At 71.6% G+C, this 20,434-nt stretch carries 16 protein-coding genes and 1 riboswitch; of the genes, 9 read left to right on the top strand and 7 right to left on the bottom strand.

The window, feature by feature from the left end; genetic code table 11:
- Positions 1-113: 113 nt before the first annotated feature.
- Positions 114-1,730 (top strand): succinic semialdehyde dehydrogenase, encoded by a 1,617-nt coding sequence (locus tag SPRI_RS15240; protein ID WP_005313337.1) that lies wholly within the window; start codon positions 114-116, stop codon positions 1,728-1,730.
- Between the two features lie 53 nt (positions 1,731-1,783).
- A complete protein-coding gene (locus tag SPRI_RS15235; RefSeq protein ID WP_005313335.1) occupies positions 1,784-3,739 on the top strand; it encodes a GMC oxidoreductase in 1,956 nt (651 codons plus the stop codon).
- 90 nt (positions 3,740-3,829) lie between these two features.
- Here SPRI_RS15235 and SPRI_RS15230 read toward each other — a convergent pair whose 3' ends face one another.
- Entirely contained in the window at positions 3,830-4,873 is a 1,044-nt protein-coding gene (locus SPRI_RS15230) for an LAETG motif-containing sortase-dependent surface protein (protein WP_050791498.1), read from the bottom strand.
- An 874-nt stretch (positions 4,874-5,747) separates the two neighbouring features.
- Positions 5,748-6,050: a chorismate mutase gene (locus SPRI_RS15225; RefSeq protein ID WP_005313331.1), complete on the bottom strand. Its 303-nt coding sequence runs from the start codon at positions 6,048-6,050 to the stop codon at positions 5,748-5,750.
- 309 nt (positions 6,051-6,359) lie between these two features.
- On the opposite strand from SPRI_RS15225, the gene guaA reads away from it, so the two are divergent.
- From guaA to SPRI_RS15210, 3 genes are all read left to right on the top strand, one after another.
- Positions 6,360-7,955 (top strand): glutamine-hydrolyzing GMP synthase, encoded by a 1,596-nt coding sequence (gene guaA, locus SPRI_RS15220; protein ID WP_053557014.1) that lies wholly within the window; start codon positions 6,360-6,362, stop codon positions 7,953-7,955.
- A 193-nt stretch (positions 7,956-8,148) separates the two neighbouring features.
- On the top strand, positions 8,149-9,414 hold the full coding sequence (locus SPRI_RS15215; protein ID WP_053557013.1) for a hypothetical protein: 1,266 nt from the start codon (positions 8,149-8,151) through the stop codon (positions 9,412-9,414).
- Between the two features lie 131 nt (positions 9,415-9,545).
- The gene (locus SPRI_RS15210; protein WP_005313322.1) at positions 9,546-10,064 is read left to right on the top strand and encodes a DoxX family protein; all 519 of its coding nucleotides are present in this window, start codon (positions 9,546-9,548) and stop codon (positions 10,062-10,064) included.
- Here the strand turns inward: SPRI_RS15210 and SPRI_RS15205 are convergent.
- Positions 9,974-10,294 (bottom strand): hypothetical protein, encoded by a 321-nt coding sequence (locus SPRI_RS15205; RefSeq protein ID WP_005313319.1) that lies wholly within the window; start codon positions 10,292-10,294, stop codon positions 9,974-9,976. The two genes, SPRI_RS15210 and SPRI_RS15205, sit on opposite strands and share 91 nt — an antisense overlap.
- Positions 10,281-11,558, bottom strand: coding sequence for a PspC domain-containing protein (locus tag SPRI_RS15200; protein WP_053557012.1), 1,278 nt, complete (start codon positions 11,556-11,558; stop codon positions 10,281-10,283). Before SPRI_RS15200 ends, SPRI_RS15205 begins: the two co-directional genes overlap by 14 nt.
- 168 nt (positions 11,559-11,726) lie before the next feature.
- Between SPRI_RS15200 and SPRI_RS15195 the strand changes: the two genes are divergently transcribed.
- Both SPRI_RS15195 and SPRI_RS15190 read left to right on the top strand, forming a co-directional pair.
- Complete coding sequence (locus SPRI_RS15195) at positions 11,727-13,016, top strand: ATP-binding protein (protein WP_053557011.1); 1,290 nt, start codon at positions 11,727-11,729, stop codon at positions 13,014-13,016.
- Positions 13,013-13,702 (top strand): LuxR C-terminal-related transcriptional regulator, encoded by a 690-nt coding sequence (locus SPRI_RS15190; protein ID WP_005313310.1) that lies wholly within the window; start codon positions 13,013-13,015, stop codon positions 13,700-13,702. The genes SPRI_RS15195 and SPRI_RS15190 overlap by 4 nt, the downstream gene beginning before the upstream one ends.
- A gap of 19 nt (positions 13,703-13,721) precedes the next feature.
- On the opposite strand, the gene SPRI_RS15185 is transcribed toward SPRI_RS15190, so the two are convergent.
- Positions 13,722-14,474 carry a GNAT family N-acetyltransferase gene (locus tag SPRI_RS15185; protein ID WP_037773943.1) on the bottom strand — a complete coding sequence of 251 codons (753 nt, stop codon included), beginning with the start codon at positions 14,472-14,474 and terminating at the stop codon, positions 13,722-13,724.
- Between the two features lie 101 nt (positions 14,475-14,575).
- Positions 14,576-15,634 (bottom strand): C40 family peptidase, encoded by a 1,059-nt coding sequence (locus SPRI_RS15180; protein ID WP_053557010.1) that lies wholly within the window; start codon positions 15,632-15,634, stop codon positions 14,576-14,578.
- Positions 15,635-15,978: 344 nt separating this feature from the next.
- Here SPRI_RS15180 and SPRI_RS15175 point away from each other — a divergent pair, with 344 nt between their 5' ends.
- Positions 15,979-16,332 carry a hypothetical protein gene (locus SPRI_RS15175; RefSeq protein WP_037773942.1) on the top strand — a complete coding sequence of 118 codons (354 nt, stop codon included), beginning with the start codon at positions 15,979-15,981 and terminating at the stop codon, positions 16,330-16,332.
- A gap of 86 nt (positions 16,333-16,418) precedes the next feature.
- Here the strand turns inward: SPRI_RS15175 and SPRI_RS15170 are convergent, their stop codons facing one another.
- Positions 16,419-17,585, bottom strand: coding sequence for a C40 family peptidase (locus SPRI_RS15170; protein ID WP_053557009.1), 1,167 nt, complete (start codon positions 17,583-17,585; stop codon positions 16,419-16,421).
- A gap of 2 nt (positions 17,586-17,587) precedes the next feature.
- Positions 17,588-17,749: riboswitch (cyclic di-AMP (ydaO/yuaA leader) on the bottom strand.
- A gap of 241 nt (positions 17,750-17,990) precedes the next feature.
- Between SPRI_RS15170 and pcrA the strand changes: the two genes are divergently transcribed.
- Positions 17,991-20,426, top strand: coding sequence for a DNA helicase PcrA (gene pcrA, locus SPRI_RS15165; protein WP_005313293.1), 2,436 nt, complete (start codon positions 17,991-17,993; stop codon positions 20,424-20,426).
- The last annotated feature ends 8 nt before the right edge of the window (positions 20,427-20,434 follow it).

The raw sequence follows: 20,434 nt of genomic DNA, 5'->3' as shown, positions 1-20,434 counted from the left end.
AGGGCCTGATCAGGCCTTATGTGCCAGTGATCGCTGGCACGGTCGTGTGTACATGGTGAAAAGCTGTTACCGACGGGTACCCAAAGCGCTGATCTGCGCCTACTCTCGCCCCCATGACGGACTCGCAGGCCACCGCGGCCGCCCTCGGCACCAACCCGACAGCCGCCGCTCCGGCCGGCGCGCGCACCGCCGCCGACGTGGTGACCCCCGAACTGGTCGCCCGGCTGACCAAGTCGGTGGCCGGCTCCGGCCGCACGGCCAACCACGCGCCGTTCACCGGCGAGCAGCTGGCCGAACTGCCCGAGTCCACTCCCGAGGACGTGGCCGCGGCCTTCCAGCGGGCACGCGCCGCCCAGCCCGACTGGGCCGCCACCCCGGTCCGTGCCCGTGCGGCCGTCCTGCTGCGCTTCCACGACCTGGTCCTTCAGCGCCAGGCGGAGATCCTCGACCTGATCCAGCTGGAGACCGGCAAGGCCCGCCTGCACGCGCACGAGGAGGTGCAGGCCGTCGCCGTCGCCGCCCGTCACTACGGACGCAAGGCGCCCTCGTACCTCAGGCCCAAGCGGCACACCGGTGTCGTCCCCGTCCTCACGAAGACCACCGAACTGCGCCACCCGCGCGGCGTCGTGGGGCAGATCGCACCGTGGAACTACCCGCTGGAGCTGTCCGTCGGTGACGCGCTGCCCGCGTTCGTCACCGGGAACGCCGTCGTGATGAAGCCCGACACCGAGACGGCGCTGACCGCCCTGTGGGCGCGTGACCTGCTCGTCGAGGCGGGACTGCCCGCCGAGGTCTTCCAGATCGTCATCGGCGACGGCCCCGTCGTCGGCCCGGAGGTCGTCAAGCACGCCGACTACGTCTCGTTCACCGGCTCCACCCGCACCGGACGCGAGGTGGCGCAGGGCGCGGCGGCCCGCCTCATCGGCGTCTCCCTCGAACTCGGCGGCAAGAACGCCATGCTGGTGCTGCACGACGCCGACGTCGAGAAGGCCGCGGCCGGGGCGGTGCGCGCCTGCTTCTCCTCCGCCGGCCAGCTGTGCATCTCCATCGAGCGGCTGTACGTGCACGAGTCCGTCGCCGACGACTTCCTCGAGCGGTTCGCCGCCCGCACCAAGGCCATGCGCCTCGGCAACTCCCTCGCCTACGGGGCGGACATGGGCTCCCTCGTCGGCGAGCGCCAGCTCGAGACCGTCACCCGCCATGTCGAGGAGGCCGTCGCCAAGGGCGCCAGGCTCGTCGCCGGCGGTGTCGCCCGCCCCGACATCGGGCCGCTCTTCTACGAGCCGACCATCCTCGACGGCGTCGAGTCCCCGATGGCCGTGTGCACGGAGGAGACCTTCGGCCCGGTCGTCTCTGTGTACCGCTTCACCGACGAGGACGACGTCATCGCCCAGGCCAACGCCACCCCGTACGGCCTCAACTCCAGCGTCTGGACCAAGGACGCCCGGCGCGGGCACGCCGTCGCCGCCAGGCTGCGTACCGGGACCGTCAACATCAACGAGGGCTACGCGCCGGCGTACGGCAGCGTCCAGGCCCCGATGGGCGGTATGAAGGACTCCGGTCTCAGCCGGCGCCACGGCTCCGAGGGCATCCTCAAGTACACGGAGGCGCAGACCGTGTCCCAGCAGCGTCTGCTGCCGCTCGCACCGTCGTTCGGCATGGACGACGAGAAGTACGCGGCCTTCATGAGCGCCAGCCTCAAGGCGATGAAGGCCCTCCGTCTGCGCTGATCCGCCCGGACCCGCGACCGCACCCGCACGCCCGCACCTTCCCGAGGAGAGCCATGTCCGAGGTATCCCCTGCCCGAAACCGGGCCGCGGACGACGACACGCAGTACGACTACGACGTGATCGTCGTCGGCTCCGGCTTCGGCGGCTCCGTGTCCGCCCTCCGACTGACCGAGAAGGGCTACCGGGTCGGCGTCCTGGAGGCGGGCCGCCGCTTCACCCGGGACTCCCTGCCCAAGAACTCCTGGGACCTGCGCAACTACCTGTGGGCACCGGCCCTCGGGCTCTTCGGCATCCAGCGCATCCACCTGCTCGGCAACGTGATGGTGCTGGCGGGAGCGGGCGTGGGCGGCGGCTCCCTCAACTACGCGAACACGCTCTACGTGCCGCCGGCGCCGTTCTTCAACGACCCGCAGTGGAAGGACATCACGGACTGGCAGGAGGAGCTGAAGCCCTACTACGACCAGGCCCGGCGCATGCTCGGCGTGCGGCTCAACCCGACGATGACCCCCTCCGACGTCCATCTGAAGGCGACCGCGGAGGCGATGGGCGTCGGCGACAGCTTCCACATGGCGCCCGTCGGAGTGTTCTTCGGGGACGGTGACGACGCCGACGGGACGGTGCGGGCGAGGCCCGGCCAGGAGGTCCCCGACCCCTACTTCGGCGGTGCCGGTCCCTCCCGCAAGGCGTGCAGCGAGTGCGGCGAGTGCATGACGGGCTGCCGGCACGGCGCGAAGAACACGCTCAACGAGAACTACCTGTACCTCGCGGAGAAGGCGGGCGCGACCGTCCACCCGATGACGTCCGTGGTCACCGTCACGGAGGACTCGCGGGGCGGTTTCGCGGTCAAGACCCTGCCCAGCGACAACAGGCGCAAGGGGAAGGGCCGTACGTTCACCGCCCGGCGCGTCGTCATCGCCGCCGGCACGTACGGCACGCAGACCCTGCTGCACCGGATGAAGGACGGCGGACTGCTCCCTCGTCTGTCGGCACGGCTCGGTGAGCTGACCCGGACCAACTCGGAGGCGCTGGTCGGCGCCCAGACCGACAACCGGCGTTACCGCAAGCGGCACGGCGCGGAGCGGGTCGACTTCACCCGCGGTGTCGCCATCACGTCCTCGATCCACCCGGACGAGAACACCCACATCGAGCCGGTCCGCTACGGCAGGGGCTCGAACGCGATGGGCGGCATGACCGTCCTTCAGGTGCCCTACCGGGTGAAGGGCCGCGTCGCCGGCTGGTTCGGCAACATGGCGAGGCACCCGTGGCTCGCGGTCCGCGCCCTGTCCAACCGGCGCTGGTCGGAGCGGACCATCATCGGCCTGGTGATGCAGTCCCTCGACAACTCGCTGACGACCTACCGTAAGCCCAAGGGCATGGGCAAAGGGCTGCTCACCGCCCGCCAGGGCCACGGTGCACCCAACCCCACCCAGATCCCCGAGGCGACCCGCGCGGCGTCCCTGCTCGCCGAGGAGATCAACGGCTTCGCCGGCTCCAACATCGGCGAGCTCATGGGCACCCCGCTCACCGCACACTTCCTGGGCGGCTGTCCGATCGGCGCCACGGCGGCGGACGGCGTCATCGACCCGTACCACCGCCTGTACGGCCACCCGGGCATCTCCGTCGTGGACGGCTCCGCGGTGTCGGCGAACCTGGGCGTCAACCCGTCGCTGACCATCACGGCCCAGGCGGAGCGGGCGATGTCGTTCTGGCCGAACAAGGGCGAGGAGGACCCGCGGCCGGAACAGGGCCGTGCGTACGAGCGCCTGACGCCCGTCGCGCCCAAGGCGCCGGCGGTACCCGAGGACGCGTTCGGCGCGCTCAAGCTGCCGTTCCTCGGCATGCCGGCACTCCCGCCGAAGAAGACGACGGCCGAGCCGGACGTGACGGCGGAACCCGGGAAGCCGGCTCGACCGAAGAAGGCGGCCACGGCGGCGGCCACGAAGACGGCGGCCGCCGAGGAGGCTGCTCTGCCGGAGCCCGCGCCTCTGCCCAAGCCCCAAGAGGCCTGACCGCCCCTCGGAACGAGCACACACAAAGGCCGCTGCACCCCCCTCCGAGTGCAGCGGCCTTGGTGGCTCTGTTCGCCTGAACTTCAGGCGTTACGCGGTGGCGTCACCACGGCGGCGCTTCATCGCGAAGACGACACCGGCGCCGGCGAGGATCGCGACACCGCCGACCGCGCCGATGACCGGCAGGGCCGAGTCGGAGCCGGTCTCGGCGAGGTTGCCGGTGACCGGGAGCTCCTTCACGTCACCCTGGGGCTTGGTGTCGGGGCCCTTGTCCTTGCCCTCGCCGTCACCCGGCTCGGCCTCACCCGGGTTCGGGTTCGGGCTGCCCGGAGCGAGGACGGTGAAGTCGGCGTAGACGCCGGCGCTCTCCGCGATGCACTCCTGGCCGTCGACGTCACCCAGGTAGCCGCCGGAGCCGAGGGAGTAGCTGTCGGCGGCCGGAGCGGTCTTGGCCACGTTGATGCGGAGGTCGATCTTCACGAAGTCCTTGGACTTCATGGTCTCGACGCCCCAGAAGTAGTCACCGGCCCACTCGGAGTCGCCGATCCGCTCCCACTGGTCGGTGCCGGGCAGACGGAACTGCAGCTCAACGTGCTTGCTGAGCCACTTGTCCTCTTCGAGTTCGTCGTTCTCGACCTCGGCGTAGAAGGCGACCTCCTTGAGGTCGGTCTTCGCGTTGTTGGTGACGGTGAGGTTGAACTCCTCCCAGCCGCTGCCGGCAACGATCTGGCCGGGCAGGCCGCTGATCTTGAGGCCGAGCGCCTTCTCCTCCCAGTTCTCGTCCAGCTCCTCGCAGTAAGGCGGCTCCTCGGGGTCCTCAGGGTCCTCGGTGGGAGCGGAGGTTGAGGGCGAAGGCGCGGGGGAGGTGGTCTCGGAGCCGGTCGGGGACGGAGACGTGGTCTCGGAGCCGGTCGGTGCCGGGGAGGTGGTCTCGGAGCCGGTCGGGGCGGGAGAGGTGGTCTCGGAGCCGGTCGGGGACGGAGACGCGGTCTCGGACCCGGTGGGAGCCGGGGAGGTGGTCTCGGTGGCCGAAGGGGTCGAGTCCGTGGCGAACGCGGCCGGCGCCGCCAGGAACGTCGCGGGGGCGATGACAGCGGTCGCGGCGGCGACGGCCATGGCACGGCGAAGCTTCATTGAGTCCTCAGTGAAGTCCGGGTACCGCCGGACGCGGTACGAAGGCTGGTTGTGACCCCCGGCACCACGGTGGGTGCGAACAACTGAGGTCCTTGTTACGCATGCATGACCTGTGACCAGGGTGATTGGTTGCATGCCGACTCACAGGATCTTTATGTGACCTGCGCCACAGGTGCCGCCGTGGCCGGAACGAGACGGATCCGTCATGCGCGGCAGTGGACATCAGACGCGTCCCCGCCCGTTCTCCATGGCGCCGGACGGCGCTCGCCGGCCTGGCCGTCGTGGCGCTCGCCGCAGGCGGCGTGCTGTTCGTGGCGGCCCGTCGCCGCCGCCCCGTGCAGCGCGCACGCGGCACACCGGGAAAGGGCCCCGTGGACGTCATGTCCGCGGGGCCCTTCCGGTCGGCACCGGTGACAGGGAAGCACCGGCGCCGGGCGCGGGGCCGGGGGTTGCACCGCGCCCGGGTGAGGGGAGGCGCCGACCCGCCGCGAAGGGACGCGCAGGGCGGGGCCGGTCTTCGGTGATGTGGTCGCGCGGAGGAGGGACGTGCTCGTGTCGCGTCGTTCGGGGACGGGACGGGATGAAGGGCGTGTGCGACCGTCGGAACCGGATGCGGCCGGCGCCGGGCGTCCCCGGAGCCGACCGCTTGGGGTGACCGGGCTGCTGTCCCCTGCCGACCGGTCACGCGCGCTGGTGCGAGGTCCCACGACGTACCTGCAGTACGTCACACGCACCAGCGGAGCCACGCGTGGTTTTTTCGAGGCCGCCCCTGGCTGGCACGGACAACGGGACCAACGAAGGCCGGCGGGGCGCGTCACGCGCCGTACGGGTGAGGATGCGCCCGAACGCAGATACGCAGGAGTACCCGGGCCGGTCAGATCCGGCCCCGGCACAGCTCCAGCATCGTCATCGCGATCGACGTGCCCGGCCGGCCCAGCGCGTCCCTGTAGTGCGCCAGCACCTCCATCTCGCGCGCCAGGTTCACCCGGCGGCCGCCCGAGGCGATCCGGGCGTCCTGGATGACGGCGGAGACGGCCATCCGTTCCTGGATCAGACCGATGATCCGGTCGTCGAGCGCGTCGATGCGCTCACGGGCACCCGTGATCACGGTGGCGGCCTCGGGGGTGCGGGCGCCGGTCTGCTCCGTGGTGGTCCGCGTGGTCTCGGTGATGCTCATCTCATGGGCTCCTCGTCGTCGACGGGGCCCCGGTCCGCACGGCCCGGAAATGCCGAAGCGCCCCGGGCCTTGTCGGCCCGGGGCGCCTGGGAAGTCGCTGTTCAGCAGCTAGACAGCACGACCATGGCAGCCGGACGGGCCGGTGCCATAGGTAAAGACGAAGGTCAGCTGCTTCTGCATGCGGACAGTATGGACCGGGCCCCGCGGCGCCGGGCAAACCGGGTTCGGATGGTGAGACGAAAGGGGATCTCCGGCGCGCCGGTAGAATCGAATAGCAGACCCCCTCTCCCCGCCGGAAGGCCGCCACCAGTGCCAGCAGCACCCTCCGCCGCCGCCGACCACTCCAACCCGGACGTAGTCCTCGTTGTCGACTTCGGTGCCCAGTACGCCCAGCTCATCGCCCGCCGCGTCCGTGAGGCCCGGGTCTACAGCGAGATCGTCCCGTCCACCATGCCGGTGGCGGAGATGCTGGCCAAGAACCCGAGGGCGATCATCCTCTCCGGCGGTCCCTCCTCGGTCTACGCGGAGGGCGCCCCGCGCCTTGACCGCGCGATCTTCGAGGCCGGGGTCCCCGTCTTCGGCATGTGCTACGGCTTCCAGCTGATGGCGACGACGCTCGGCGGCACCGTCGACAACACCGGCGCGCGTGAGTACGGCCGCACGCCCCTGCACGTCTCCAAGAGCGGTTCGACGCTCTTCGAGGGCACCCCGGACGAGCAGTCGGTGTGGATGTCTCACGGCGACGCCTGCTCCGCCGCTCCCGAGGGCTTCACGGTCACCGCGTCCACCGACGTGGTGCCGGTCGCCGCCTTCGAGAACGACGAGAAGAAGCTGTACGGCGTGCAGCACCACCCCGAGGTGATGCACTCCACCTACGGCCAGCAGGTCCTCGAGCACTTCCTCTACCGGGGCGCCGGCATCGAGCCGAACTGGACCACGGGCAACGTCATCGAGGAGCAGGTCGAGGCCATCCGCGCGCAGGTCGGCACCAAGCGCGCCATCTGCGGTCTGTCCGGCGGTGTGGACTCCGCGGTCGCCGCGGCGCTCGTGCAGAAGGCCATCGGCTCCCAGCTCACGTGCGTGTACGTGGACCACGGTCTGATGCGCAAGGGCGAGACCGAGCAGGTCGAGAAGGACTTCGTGGCCGCCACCGGCGTCCAGCTGAAGGTCGTCGACGCGGCCGACCGCTTCCTCGATGCGCTGGCCGGGGTCTCGGACCCCGAGGAGAAGCGCAAGATCATCGGACGCGAGTTCATCCGGGTCTTCGAGCAGGCACAGGCCGAGATCGTGGCCGAGGCCGCGGGCGGCGAGGACGTCGCGTTCCTCGTCCAGGGCACGCTCTACCCGGACGTCGTCGAGTCCGGCGGCGGCACCGGCACCGCCAACATCAAGTCGCACCACAATGTGGGCGGTCTGCCGGAGGACCTCGAGTTCGAGCTCGTCGAGCCGCTGCGCAAGCTGTTCAAGGACGAGGTCCGCATGGTCGGCCAGGAGCTCGGCCTGCCGGACGAGATCGTCCAGCGCCAGCCGTTCCCGGGACCGGGTCTGGGCATCCGCATCGTGGGCGAGGTCACCCGTGAGCGGCTCGACCTGCTCCGTGAGGCCGACGCGATCGCCCGCGAGGAGCTCACGGCGGCCGGCCTCGACCGCGACATCTGGCAGTGCCCCGTGGTGCTGCTCGCCGACGTCCGCAGCGTCGGCGTCCAGGGCGACGGCCGCACCTACGGCCACCCGATCGTGCTGCGCCCGGTCTCGTCCGAGGACGCCATGACGGCGGACTGGACGCGGATGCCGTACGAGGTGCTGGCGAAGATCTCGACGCGGATCACCAACGAGGTCGCGGACGTGAACCGCGTGGTCCTGGATGTGACGAGCAAGCCGCCGGGCACCATCGAATGGGAGTGACCCTCCCCGAAGTACCGAGCCGACGCCGTCGCTCTCTGTCCGAGCGGCGGCGTCGTCGTGTCCCCGGCTCGGCGACCCACGAGGTGACGTCAACACGGTGAGGCCGTGATTCACCCGCCCTGGCCTCGGCCATCGGGGTGGCGGCGGCTTGCGTGCGGCACAATTCCCATGCATCACAGGGCGGTTGTTCCTGATGCGTGAGAGGTGGCGTTCGGTCGTGGCGGTGCAGGAAGCGGGACGGTGCGACGAGTGCGTGCACGGCGCGCGCGAGAGCCACCGGCGTGCGGTGGCCGAATTCGTCGGCCTGCGCGAGGGGTTCGCAGCCGGCCAGGGACTGCCCGCGGGCGTGGCCCACTCGCCCGGCGCCTCGCGCCAGTGGGTGTCGGACGAGTTGACCCAGGCCGCCCGTACGGTCCGTGACCGTGGCCGGGAGGCGGACGGCTCCCGGCTGCGCCGGCTCAGGCTGCGCTCGCTGATCGCCGTGTGGACCTGCCTCGGTGTCCTCGGCGCCGTCCAGCTGGTGACCGCCATGGGCGCGGGCTGGACCGGCGCCCGTACGGCGGGGCTGCTCGCCGCACTGGCCGTCGCCGGTGCCCTCACGGCCGGGGCCCACGCCCACCGGGCACGCGGCGGGCTCCTCGCGCCGCTGGCCGGGGAGGACAACCGGCTCTCCACCTCACGTTCCGTCGCCACCGCCTGGGTGCTGGTCGTCTGCTACGCCGTGCTGGTCATCGCGCTGCAGCAGGCATGGTCCTCCACGTCCGCCGAGCACGACCGCCTCTTGGGCGGCCTCGCCCTCGGCCGGGGCGCCGGCCTGCTGACCGTCCTCGCCCTGGTCTGCGCGGTCGCCGTGCTGGTGCGCCGGGTCGTCGCGGTACGCGTCCAGGCCCAGCGGCTCCAGAAGGTGCCGGCCGACCGCCCGCACCCCCGCGATCTCGTCTGCGACGACGACGGCCGTGCCGCCTTCGCCGATGTGCAGTACGTGCTGGTGAGCGCCGCCGCCCTGACATACACCCTGGTGCGGCTCGGCCGCAGTCCCGGCCAGTTGCCGGAGCTGCCGTGGGGCGCCGTCCTGTTGATGACCGTCTCCGCGATGACGTACCTGGCGGCCAAGTACGCGGAGGGCGGCCGGCCCGTCGTGATGTCGGTGGTGCGGGCGCGGGAGGCCGGTGACCTGGACGGGCCCATCCGCACCGGCGACGACATCGAGCTGCGCGGCTCCGGTTTCGTCCCGCCGGGCGCGGGCGCACCCGACCGGCTGGCCCGCATGGTCGTCCGTATCGGGTCCGTGCATGTGCACGTCCCGCTGATCCCCGTGCCCGGCGGGTTCGCCAATCCGACGGACACGGTGCTCACCGTGCCGGTGCCGGCGGAGGTCGAGCCCGGGCAGGTCGATGTGCAGGTGGTGACGGCCGCCGGCGTGGAGAGCAACCGCTGCCTGATCGAAGTGACCTACTGATCCCGCCCCTTGCTCCTCGCCAGAGTGTCACGGGACCCGTGTGTCACAAGATCTGTGACTAGTCTGGTGAGCGGCGCGGCCGCGCCGTACGTATGGTCGGGCGACGGGTCGACTGAAGGCGGGGACCAGCGATGACACACACTCATCGGGCGACGGCGGGCCACGGGACGCCCGACGACGGGCCACGCGGATTCAGGGAGCGGGCCGGCCGGTACGCCCTGCTGCCGCTGCGTGTCTTCCTCGGCGTGACCTTCATCTACGCCGGCCTCGACAAAATCACCGACAGCGCGTTCATGTCGGCGACCGGCACCGGCTCCATCGGCGAGATGATGACCGCCGTCCGCGACTCGGCGGCCGTGCCGGCGCTCGTCGACCTGGCACTGAAGAACCCGGAGGGCTTCGGCTACGCCATCGCCCTCGGCGAACTGGCCGTCGGCATCGGCACCCTCGTCGGGCTGCTGGCCCGGCTCGCCGCCCTCGGCGGGGCGCTGATCTCGCTGAGCCTGTGGCTGACGGTGAGCTGGCAGACCGACCCGTACTACTACGGCAACGACCTCGCCTACCTGATGGCCTGGCTGCCGCTGGTGCTCGCGGGCGCCCCCCTGTTCTCCCTCGACGCGCTGATCGCGGCCCGGCGCCGCACCCCGTAGTGCACGGCGGCCACCACGCCCGCCAGGACGAAACCGCCGACGACCACGGGGAACGCCACCCACCAGGGCGTGTGCCAGGCGCCGCCCGCGTCGCCGCCGTAGAGCAGCGCCGCCGTCAGTACGCACAGCCCCGCGACGAACCTCGCGGGGCGGAAGCCGTGCCGGAACTCGCGGCGGGGTCCGCCCGCTCCGTGGCGCACCGCCCCATCACCGGACTCATGACGCTGCACGGGTCACCTCCACCTGTCCGATGCCCACTTCGAGCCTCAGCACCAGCGTGCCCGCCGGCTCCGCCCCGGCCGGCGGCGGCAGTGTCCGCCGGCGGTCCTGGCTCGGGCCGACGTCGATGTCGTTCGGGGTGTCCCCGGGGAGCCGGACGTCGCCGACGCCCACCTCGGCGTCCAGCTTCACCGTCGCGTCCTTCGGCAGGACGACCTTGAGCTGTCCCGCCCCGATCTCGGCCCGTGTCGAGACCGCCTCGCCCGGCGGGACGTCGAGCGTGGACAGGTCGAGGGTGCCGACCCCCGTGCCCAGCTCGTAGAGCGGCTCGACGGCGGTGACCGACGCGGGCCGCCAGTGCTGCTCGCCCCAGCTCGTGCCGATGTCCTTCGGCAGCGCAGTGGCGCCGGCGAGCAGCCCGGCAGTGACCAGCGTCAGCAGGATCGTGCCGAAGCCTGTGCGCCCCAGCAGGGCGCTGACCAGCAGGCCGAGCCCGAACACCGACAGCGCGGCCACCAGCCCGATCTGCAGGGCGGTGCCCAAGGGCTGCCCCTCCCAGCTCAGCCCGGTCCCCAGGCCGCCTGCGACCAGCGCCAGGAGCAGGACCGCGCCGCCGATGCCCCGCGGGCCCCGGCTCTGCGGCGGCACCCGGCCGGGCCCGACCCGGCCGGGTGCCGCGAAGCTCTCGGCGACCGCCGAGTCGGGGCCCCACAGATAGCCGGTCGGCACCGGCCCGGTCGTGCCGTCCTTGACGATCGGGTCGCGCCACCAGGAAGGGCTCTCCGGCGCCGGCGGGGCCTTGGTCTCCGGCGGCGCCTCCGCGACCGTGTGCGCCGTCGCGGGGTCCATCGGAGCGCCCTCGGTCGCAGCCACCCGGCGGCGCTGGGACCAGACGGCCGCTCCGGTGACCGTCAGCGACAGCAGTGCGGCGAAGGAGAGCGCGCTGTCGTTGCTCAGCATGGACAGGAAGATCCCGCAGCCGATCAGCGCGAGGAGCACGGCGGTCAGCGAGGCGCCGTCGACCCGGCCCGACAGCAGCCGGCGGATCTCGTTCTCCTCGTCGTCCTCGGAGGGGACCAGCAACCAGGCGAAGCCGTAGAAGATCAGCCCGATCCCACCGGTCACCGAGAGCACGCCGACCGCGATCCGGAAGATCACCGGGTCCACGTCGCAGTAGCGGCCCAGTCCGCCGCACACCCCGGCCACCACCTTGTGGTGCGGGGAGCGGCGCAGCTGGGGTGCCTCGGGGGGCGGGACGGTCGGCTGCTCTGTCATGGGTCCATGGTGACGGCCCGGAGGGTGGGGCGGGAGCCTGGCCGACCCTGGCCGTTCCCTGATTTCCGTCCCTGAGCCTCCTGCGGCCGAAGCGAGTGGCCGCGGATCAGGGACGGTTGGGGGACGACCCTGATACCGCGTCCCGTCCCGCCGTGTGACGATCGGTGCATGCCAGTCGCCACGCCCGGAACCACCGGCCCTTCGCGCGCCCCGCTGCCGGAGGAGCCGGCTCTGCGCAAGCTGTACCGCAGCGCCGACGGGCGGATGCTCGGCGGTGTGGCCCGCGGCCTGGCCGGGCATCTGGGGCTCCCGGTCATCTGGGTGCGTCTGGTCTTCCTCGGACTGTTCCTGGCCGACGGTCTGGGCGCGGTGCTCTACGCGGTGTTCTGGATCGTGGTTCCCCTCGGGGTCGGCGGCAGGGCCGCGGAACCGCGCTCGGTCTTCGAGACCACACCGGACGGCCGCCGCCGGCTGCGCAAGCCGGACAAGGGCCAGCTGTTCGCGGTGGTCGCCCTCCTCTTCGGCGCCGCCGTCTTCGTCGGCAACGTCGACATGCGCGGCAGCAACCGCTACGTCTGGCCGACGCTGCTCATCGGCGCGGGTGTGGTCCTGGTCTGGCGGCAGGCGGACAACGCCCGCCGGGCCCGCTGGACCGAGGTGGGCCGTCGGCGGCGGCTGCTCCAGCTGGCCAGGGCGCTGGCCGGCGTCGCCCTCGTCGGCATGGGCCTGACCGTCTTCGTGGTGGTCCGCGGCTCTGCCGCCCAGCTGGGCAATGTGCTGACCGCCGCGGTCGCCGTCATCGCCGGTGTCGCGCTGCTCGCGGGCCCGTGGCTGGTGCGCATGACGCAGGACCTCTCCGAGGAGCGGACCATGCGCATCCGGGCCCAGGAGCGGGCGGAGGTGGCCGCCCACGTCCACGACTCCGTCCTGCACACCCTGACCCTGATCCAGCGGAACGCCGACGACGCCGGCGAGGTGCGCCGGCTCGCCCGCGCCCAGGAGCGCGAGCTGCGAAACTGGCTCTACAAGCCGGAGGGCACCGGCAAGGACGAGGACGAGGAGCCCGACACCCTCGCGGAGGCGGTCAAGAAGGCGGCCGCGGAGGTCGAGGACAAGCACGGGGTCCCGCTCGAGGTCGTCGTCGTCGGCGACTGCCCGCTCGACGACAAACTGGGCGCACAGATGCAGGCCGCCCGCGAAGCGATGGTCAACGCCGCCAAGTACGGTGGCGCGGGAGGGGCGGTGCAGGTGTACGCGGAGGTCGAGGGCCGTACGGTCTTCGTGTCCGTACGGGACCGGGGGCCGGGATTCGACCTGGACGCCGTACCGGAGGACCGGATGGGCGTCAGGGAGTCGATCATCGGACGGATGCAGCGCAACGGCGGGACGGCACGACTTCGCTCGGTGCCCGGAGGGGGCACGGAAGTGGAGCTCGAGATGGAGAGGGCGGACGGATGACCGAGGCGGCCGGAGAGACCACAGAGCGTCGGGTACGGGTCGTGCTCGTCGACGACCACCGGATGTTCCGCACGGGAGTGCAGGCCGAGATCGGGCAGACCGAGCGCACGGGCGTCGAGGTCGTCGGCGAGGCCGCCGACGTCGACCAGGCGGTCACCGTGATCACGGCGACCCGCCCCGAGGTCGTCCTGCTCGACGTGCACCTGCCCGGTGGCGGCGGGGTCGAGGTGCTGCGCCGCTGCGCCTCGCTGATGGCGGCGCCGGAGAACCCGGTGCGGTTCCTGGCGCTGTCGGTGTCCGACGCGGCGGAGGACGTCATCGGCGTCATCCGCGGCGGCGCCCGGGGCTACGTCACCAAGACGATCACGGGCAGCGACCTCGTCGACTCGGTCTTCCGGGTGCAGGACGGCGACGCGGTGTTCTCGCCGCGGCTGGCCGGCTTCGTGCTGGACGCCTTCGCGTCGACGGACGCGCCGCCGGTCGACGAGGACCTGGACCGGCTGACGCAGCGGGAGCGGGAGGTGCTGCGGCTCATCGCGCGCGGATACGCGTACAAGGAGATCGCCAAGCAGCTCTTCATCTCGGTGAAGACGGTCGAGTCGCACGTGTCCGCGGTGCTGCGCAAGCTTCAGCTGTCCAACCGGCACGAGCTCACCCGGTGGGCGACGGCCCGCCGCCTGGTCTGACGCGCCACCCGCCGGGGCGTCAGGTCAGCGACATGTCGGTCTTGTCGCCGACCCGGACGTAGCCGACGGCGGCGTAGACCCGTTCGACGTCGGCGTCGCCGGGCTCCAGCCACACGGTCCGGCAGCCTGCGTCGAAGGCCTTCGCGGTCAGGAAGGCGGAGAACGCCGCGCCGATGCCCCTGCGGCGATGGGTCGCGGCGACCGCGACCCCGGTCAGCTCGCAGAGACCCTCGACCGGGACCGAGCAGCTGCCGGCGGCGACCGGGGTGCCGTCGGTGTCGTCCGTGGCGAGGGCCGCCACGCCGCCGCCCTCCACGACGCTGCGCAGCCCGCCGATCTCGCCCTCCGTCGGCTCGCCCTCGAAGCCGTATCCGGCGTGCTGCACACCGGCCGCGGCCCGGTAACCGGCCTCGTCCGACACGACGGTGAAGGTGATCCCCGGTACCGGAGGTGTCACGAGCGCGTCGGGGGTGCAGGCGAGCAGCGGTGCGCGGCGCTCGACCGTGAAACCGGCCGCCAGCAGGGCCGGTTCGACGTCCGGAGCGCAGGACGGCAGGAACTCCAGGCGCGGCAGCCGGTCCTTCTCGCGGAACACCTCGACCAGCGCCCTGATGTCGTCCGCCGTCGGACTGGCGGCGTGGTCGGGGACGGCGTAATTGACGGGCGGGATGGGCCAGTCGGCGTTGTAGCGCACCGTGAAGGGACCCACACGTACGTGGCCGGGCGAGCGGAGTGCGAGCGTGCGCACATAGTTCTGGACGTCGAGATCCACGTACGGCTCCTGCTGGTCGGGGCTGGAACGGACCCAGGGATGGTGACACCGGCCCGGTGAACGGGCAACCGGATTGTTCCTGTACGCCCGTGGCCTGCGCATCACGCGGGGCGGGTCGCTCCCGCGAACGGCATCTCGTCGATCGGCGCGACACGCACCGGGGCGCCGGGACGCGGGGCGTGGATCATCTTCCCGCCGCCGATGTAGAGGCCGACGTGCGAGACGCCGGAGTAGAAGAAGACCAGGTCGCCCGGCGCCAGCCCGGAACGGGGCACCCGCGTCCCGGCGTTGATCTGGGTGTACGTGGTGCGGGGGAGTGAGACCCCGGCGGAGCGCCAGGCGGCCTGCGTGAGTCCGGAGCAGTCGTAGGACCCGGGGCCCGTCGCCCCCCACACGTAGGGCTTGCCGATCGCCGCGTACGCGTAGGCGACAGCCTGCGCCGCGCGGCCGTCGGCGGCCCTGAGGGTGCCACGCGGGGCGCCGGCACGGTCCGCCCGCGCGGGTCCGTCCGACTCGGCGGTGCCGTTGTACCGGGCCCGCTGCTCGGCGGTCAGCCGGGCCAAGAGGCGTTGTGCGGCGGCGAGTCTGCTGCGGACGGCGTCCTTGTGGCCCGCCAGCTCCCTGCGGCGCGCCTCGAGTTCGGCCATGCGCTCACCGGCCTCGGCCTTGAGCCGTGCGAGCTCCCTCAACTGCCGCCGCACGTCCGTGACCTTCGCGGCCTGCAGCGCTCCGGCCCGTTCCGCGAGGGCGGCGCCTTGGAGGTAGTCCTCCGGGGCGGAGGTCAGGGCCAGCCGCAGACCGGGGTCCATCCCGCCGTCGCGGTACTGGGCGGTGGCGAGGGAACCGAGGGCGTTGCGGGAGGCGTTGAGGCTCTCGGTGCGGCGGGCGGCCTCGTCGCGCAGCGAGTCCAGCGACCTGCGGGCGCTGTCCGTCCGTTCCTTGGCGCCGTTGTACTTCTCGGTGGCGACCTCCGCCTCCTGGTACAGCCTGTCGACCCTGGCCTGGATCTGCGCCGCGGTGAGGACCGGTTCCGCGTGTCCCGTGCCGTCGAACGCGGCCGTGGCCGCCGTGCCCGCCAGGGCGAGCGTGACCGCGGCGCGGGCGGCCGGTCCCTCGAGCCGGCGGTCACGGGGTTTTCGGTGCTCCCGGTGTGCTGCCACGAGGCTTCCACGTCCTTCCGTCGTCCCTGCCGCCGCACCTGCGCGTCCGGCGAAGGGCCGCACGGAAGGCGGTCCTCCGCCGGACCTCCCGGCGGTGGCGGCCGAGTGCCGTCCGGCTGAACGACGGCTCGCGGGGAGTCGGCCACCTGGGGAGGGACGCTAGGCCCCGCGTCGACGGGGACGGGGCACAACGACCGTAAATCTCCGGAAATGGACGTCCCTCAACCACTGGTGAACGTCCGGCAGTCGTCGCGGACGCACATCGAGTCGGTCCCCGGACCGATGCCGCGGACAGAGCCACCTGCCCGGCGGACGGTGGTATGGGCCGGGCTAGGCTCCGGGCCATGGACGTACTCATCAATGTCTTCGTCGCACTGCACATCATCGGCATCGCCTCGCTGCTGGGCGGATTCCTGACCCAGATGAAGGCGATGGGCGAGGGCACCGCCCGCTTCAACCCCGCGATGCTGCACGGCGCGCTGACCATGCTGGTCACGGGCGTGGCCCTGGTGGGGCTGAACCAGGCGGACGATCAGACGGTCAACAACGTCAAGATCGGCATCAAGCTGGCGGTGCTGGTCGTGATCCTCGGCCTCGTGTACGTCAAGAGGGACGAGGAGAAGGTCGACAAGGCGCTCTTCGGCGCGGTGGGCGGCCTCACCGTGGCCAACATCTTCATCGCCACGCTCTGGACGTGACCCGCGCGCGGACATGACGGTGCCCGGGCGGCTCGGCCGCCCGGGCACCGGTGCGCCGGGGTACCCCGCGCCGGCCCCGCAGGGCTTCAGGCGGGGCGGACGCTGCCGTAGATCGGCATGTAGTAGATGGACTCCTCGCGGACGTTCGTGCCCGGCTTGGGCGCGTGGATCATCTTGCCGTCGCCGATGTAGATGCCGACGTGGCTGATGTCGTCGTAGAAGAAGACCAGGTCGCCGGGGAGCAGGTCGGCCGTCCCGACACGGGTGCCGACCTTCACCTGGTCCCAGGTGGTGCGCGGCAGGTCGACCCCCGCCGCCTTCCACGCGGCCGCGGTGAGGCCGGAGCAGTCGTACGAGCTCGGGCCGGTCGCGCCCCAGACGTACGGCTTGCCGATCTGGGCTCGGGCGAACGCGAGGACCTTGTCCGCCTTGGCCGCGTACGTGCCGTCGTCGGTACCCGTGCCGGTGTCGGTGCCCGGGTCGGTGGCGCCCGTGTCCGGGGTGGTCTCGCGCTCCTGCTGCTGCCGCTCGGCCTCCGCCCGGGCCGCCGCCTCCGCCTTCGCCTTGGCCTCCGCCTTGCGGCGCGCCTCCTCTTCCTTCTGCCGCTCGATCGCGGCGAGGCGCGCCTTCTCCTCCGCCGTCAGCTCGGAGAGCAGGGCGCGTGCCTCCGCGAGCTTGGTCTGCACCGTCTGCTTGCTGGTGCGCAGGGCCTCCTGGGAGTCCGTGAGGGACTCGAGGCGCTTGGTGGCCTCCGCGCGCTGCTTGGCGGCCGCGGCCCGCTCGGTCTCGTACTCGCTGACCGCCCTGCGCTGCTGGTCCGTCATCCGGTCCATCAGCTGGGTCTGGTCGAAGTACGCCTGGGGGCTGTCCGCGAACATCAGCGCGGCGGTGGGGGTGACGGAGCCGGTGCGGTACTGCGCGGCCGCGTAGTTGCCGAGGGCGCGGCGGGACTCGTTCAGCTTCTCCGTGCGCTGGGCCGCCTCGTCGAGCAGCCGGTCGACCTCCTGGCGCTTCTCCGCCGTGGCTTCCTTCGCCTTGTTGAACTCCTGCGTCGCGCTGCCCGCCTGCCGGTACAGGTCGTCGACCTTCTTCTGTACCTCTTCGATGCTGGGCTTCGGGTCGTTCGGCGCGGCGGTGGCGCTCTGAGTGGAGAGCAGCGTCACACCGGCGAGGGCGGCCGTGGTGAATCCGACGGCGGTGGACGGTTTTGCGGTACGGCTGCGGGGCTTGCGATGCGACGCCAAGGCCGGCATCTCCTTCTTCCGTGGACCGCCTACCGGGTTAGCTGTCGGGTTCGGGCGAACGGAAGACGCCCTACGGACCGAGCGGGGCACGGTCCGATTCACCCCGGTGATGCATGGTGGGTCCCCGGTTCCGAACTCCCTCGGGAGAAGCCCGGATTCGGCGCAGGCCGCCCGTTCGGCGTGGTTCGCCGGGAGGGGTGCGGGCCGCCTGGTCGAGCACGCTAGCCAACTCGTGCGTCTGCTGTGAAGGTTGATGTTCGATATGTCCGATACATTTTCGTGACCTTCTTCCGCGGTCCGCCGCCGGCCGGTCCGCCGGTCGCCCGCCGGATCCGCCCTGTCACGCACGGTGGCTCCCGCGCGTCTTCCGGTGCGGCCACGGTTGTCGGTCCGGCCGCCTAGACTCGTTAAGCGATGAGCAGCCTCTTTGACGACAGCTTCCTGGCGGACCTCCGGCACGACGCGGACGGGCCCCCGCCGCCGCCCGAGGAACCGGCTCCGGAGCAGCTTCCGGACGACCTCTTCCAGGGCGCCTTCGACGTGCCTCCGGCCCGAGACGGGTACTACCGCGACGGCGCCCCGCGTCCCGTCGTGGACCCCGCCGCCCTGCTCGACGGGCTGAACGAGCAGCAGCGCGCCGCGGTCGTTCACACAGGGTCACCGCTGCTCATCGTGGCGGGCGCCGGCTCCGGCAAGACCCGGGTGCTCACCCACCGCATCGCCCACCTGCTGGGCACGCGCCGGGTCCACCCCGGCCAGATACTGGCGATCACCTTCACCAACAAGGCCGCCGGCGAGATGAAGGAGCGCGTCGAGCAGCTGGTGGGCCCGCGCGCCAACGCGATGTGGGTCATGACCTTCCACAGCGCGTGCGTCCGCATCCTGCGCCGCGAGTCCAAGAAGCTGGGCTTCACCTCGTCGTTCTCGATCTACGACGCGGCGGACTCGAAGCGCCTGATGTCGCTGGTCTGCCGCGATCTCGATCTCGACCCGAAGAAGTTCCCGCCGAAGTCCTTCAGCGCCAAGATCTCGAACCTGAAGAACGAGCTGATCGACGAGGAGACCTTCGCCGACCAGGCGGTGGACGGATTCGAGAAGACGCTCGCCGAGGCGTACCGGATGTACCAGGCGCGGCTGCGCGAGGCCAACGCCCTGGACTTCGACGACATCATCATGACCACCGTCCATCTGCTCCAGGCGTTCCCGGACGTCGCGGAGCACTACCAGCGGCGGTTCCGGCACGTCCTCGTCGACGAGTACCAGGACACCAACCACGCTCAGTACACGCTCGTGCGCGAACTGGTGGGCAAGGGGTACGAGGACCTGGAGCCGGCGGAGCTGTGCGTCGTCGGTGACGCCGACCAGTCGATCTACGCCTTCCGCGGCGCGACCATCCGCAACATCCTCCAGTTCGAGGAGGACTACCCGGACGCGACGACGATCCTGCTGGAGCAGAACTACCGCTCCACCCAGACGATCCTCTCCGCCGCCAACGCCGTCATCGAGCGCAACGAGTCCCGCCGCCCCAAGAACCTGTGGACGAACGCCGGCGCCGGCGCCCAGATCACCGGCTATGTCGCGGACACCGAGCACGACGAGGCCCAGTTCGTCGCCGACGAGATCGACCGGCTCACGGACGCGGGCGAGGCGAAGGCCGGCGACGTCGCCGTCTTCTACCGCACGAACGCCCAGTCGCGTGTCTTCGAGGAGATCTTCATCCGCGTCGGCCTGCCCTACAAGGTCGTCGGCGGTGTGCGCTTCTACGAGCGCAAGGAGGTCCGCGATGTGCTGGCCTACCTGCGGGTCCTCGCCAACCCCGAGGACAACGTCCCGCTGCGCCGCATCCTGAACGTGCCCAAGCGCGGCATCGGCGACCGCGCGGAGGCGATGATCGACGCCCTCGCGCTCCGCGAGAAGATCACCTTCCCCCAGGCGCTGCGCCGCGTCGACGAGGCGTACGGCATGGCGGCCCGCTCGGCCAACGCGGTCAAGCGGTTCAACGTGCTGATGGAGGAGCTGCGCACGATCGTCGACTCGGGCGCGGGCCCGGCCGTCGTGCTCGAGGCCGTGCTGGAGCGGACCGGCTACCTCGCGGAGCTCCAGGCGTCCACGGACCCGCAGGACGAGACCCGCATCGAGAACCTCCAAGAACTGGCCGCCGTGGCGCTCGAGTTCGAGCAGGCCCGCGGTGAGGAGGAGGGCACCGGCACACTCGCCGAGTTCCTCGAGCAGGTGGCGCTCGTCGCCGACTCCGACCAGATTCCCGACGAGGACGAAGAGGGCACCGGAGTCATCACGCTGATGACCCTGCACACCGCCAAGGGCCTCGAGTTCCCGGTGGTGTTCCTCACCGGCATGGAGGACGGCGTCTTCCCGCACATGCGGGCCCTCGGGCAGACGAAGGAGCTCGAGGAGGAGCGGCGCCTGGCCTATGTGGGCATCACCCGCGCCCGCGAGCGGCTGTATCTGACCCGTTCCTCGATGCGCAGCGCCTGGGGACAGCCCTCGTACAACCCGCCGTCGCGGTTCCTCGAGGAGATCCCCGGTCAGCACCTGACCTGGAAGCGGACGGGCCCGATGGCGGCCCCCGCCGGACCGACGTCCGGTATCGCCTCCTCGCTGTCCTCCTCGCGTTCACGCGGCGGCGCCTCCGGCTTCGCCACGCGGCGTACGAGCGACAAGCCGGTGATCTCGCTGGCGGTGGGCGACCGGGTCACGCACGACCAGTTCGGCCTGGGCACGGTGGTCGAGGTCAAGGGCTCGGGGGCCGAGGCTCAGGCGACGATCGACTTCGGGGACGAGAAGCCGAAGCGGCTGCTGCTCAGGTACGCCCCGGTCGAGAAGCTCTGACGGCGGCG

The organism is Streptomyces pristinaespiralis (assembly GCF_001278075.1).
GTDB lineage: Bacteria > Actinomycetota > Actinomycetes > Streptomycetales > Streptomycetaceae > Streptomyces > Streptomyces pristinaespiralis.
The sequence above is the reverse complement of the archived record's forward strand: the minus strand, read 5'-3'. Positions and strand labels throughout refer to the sequence as shown.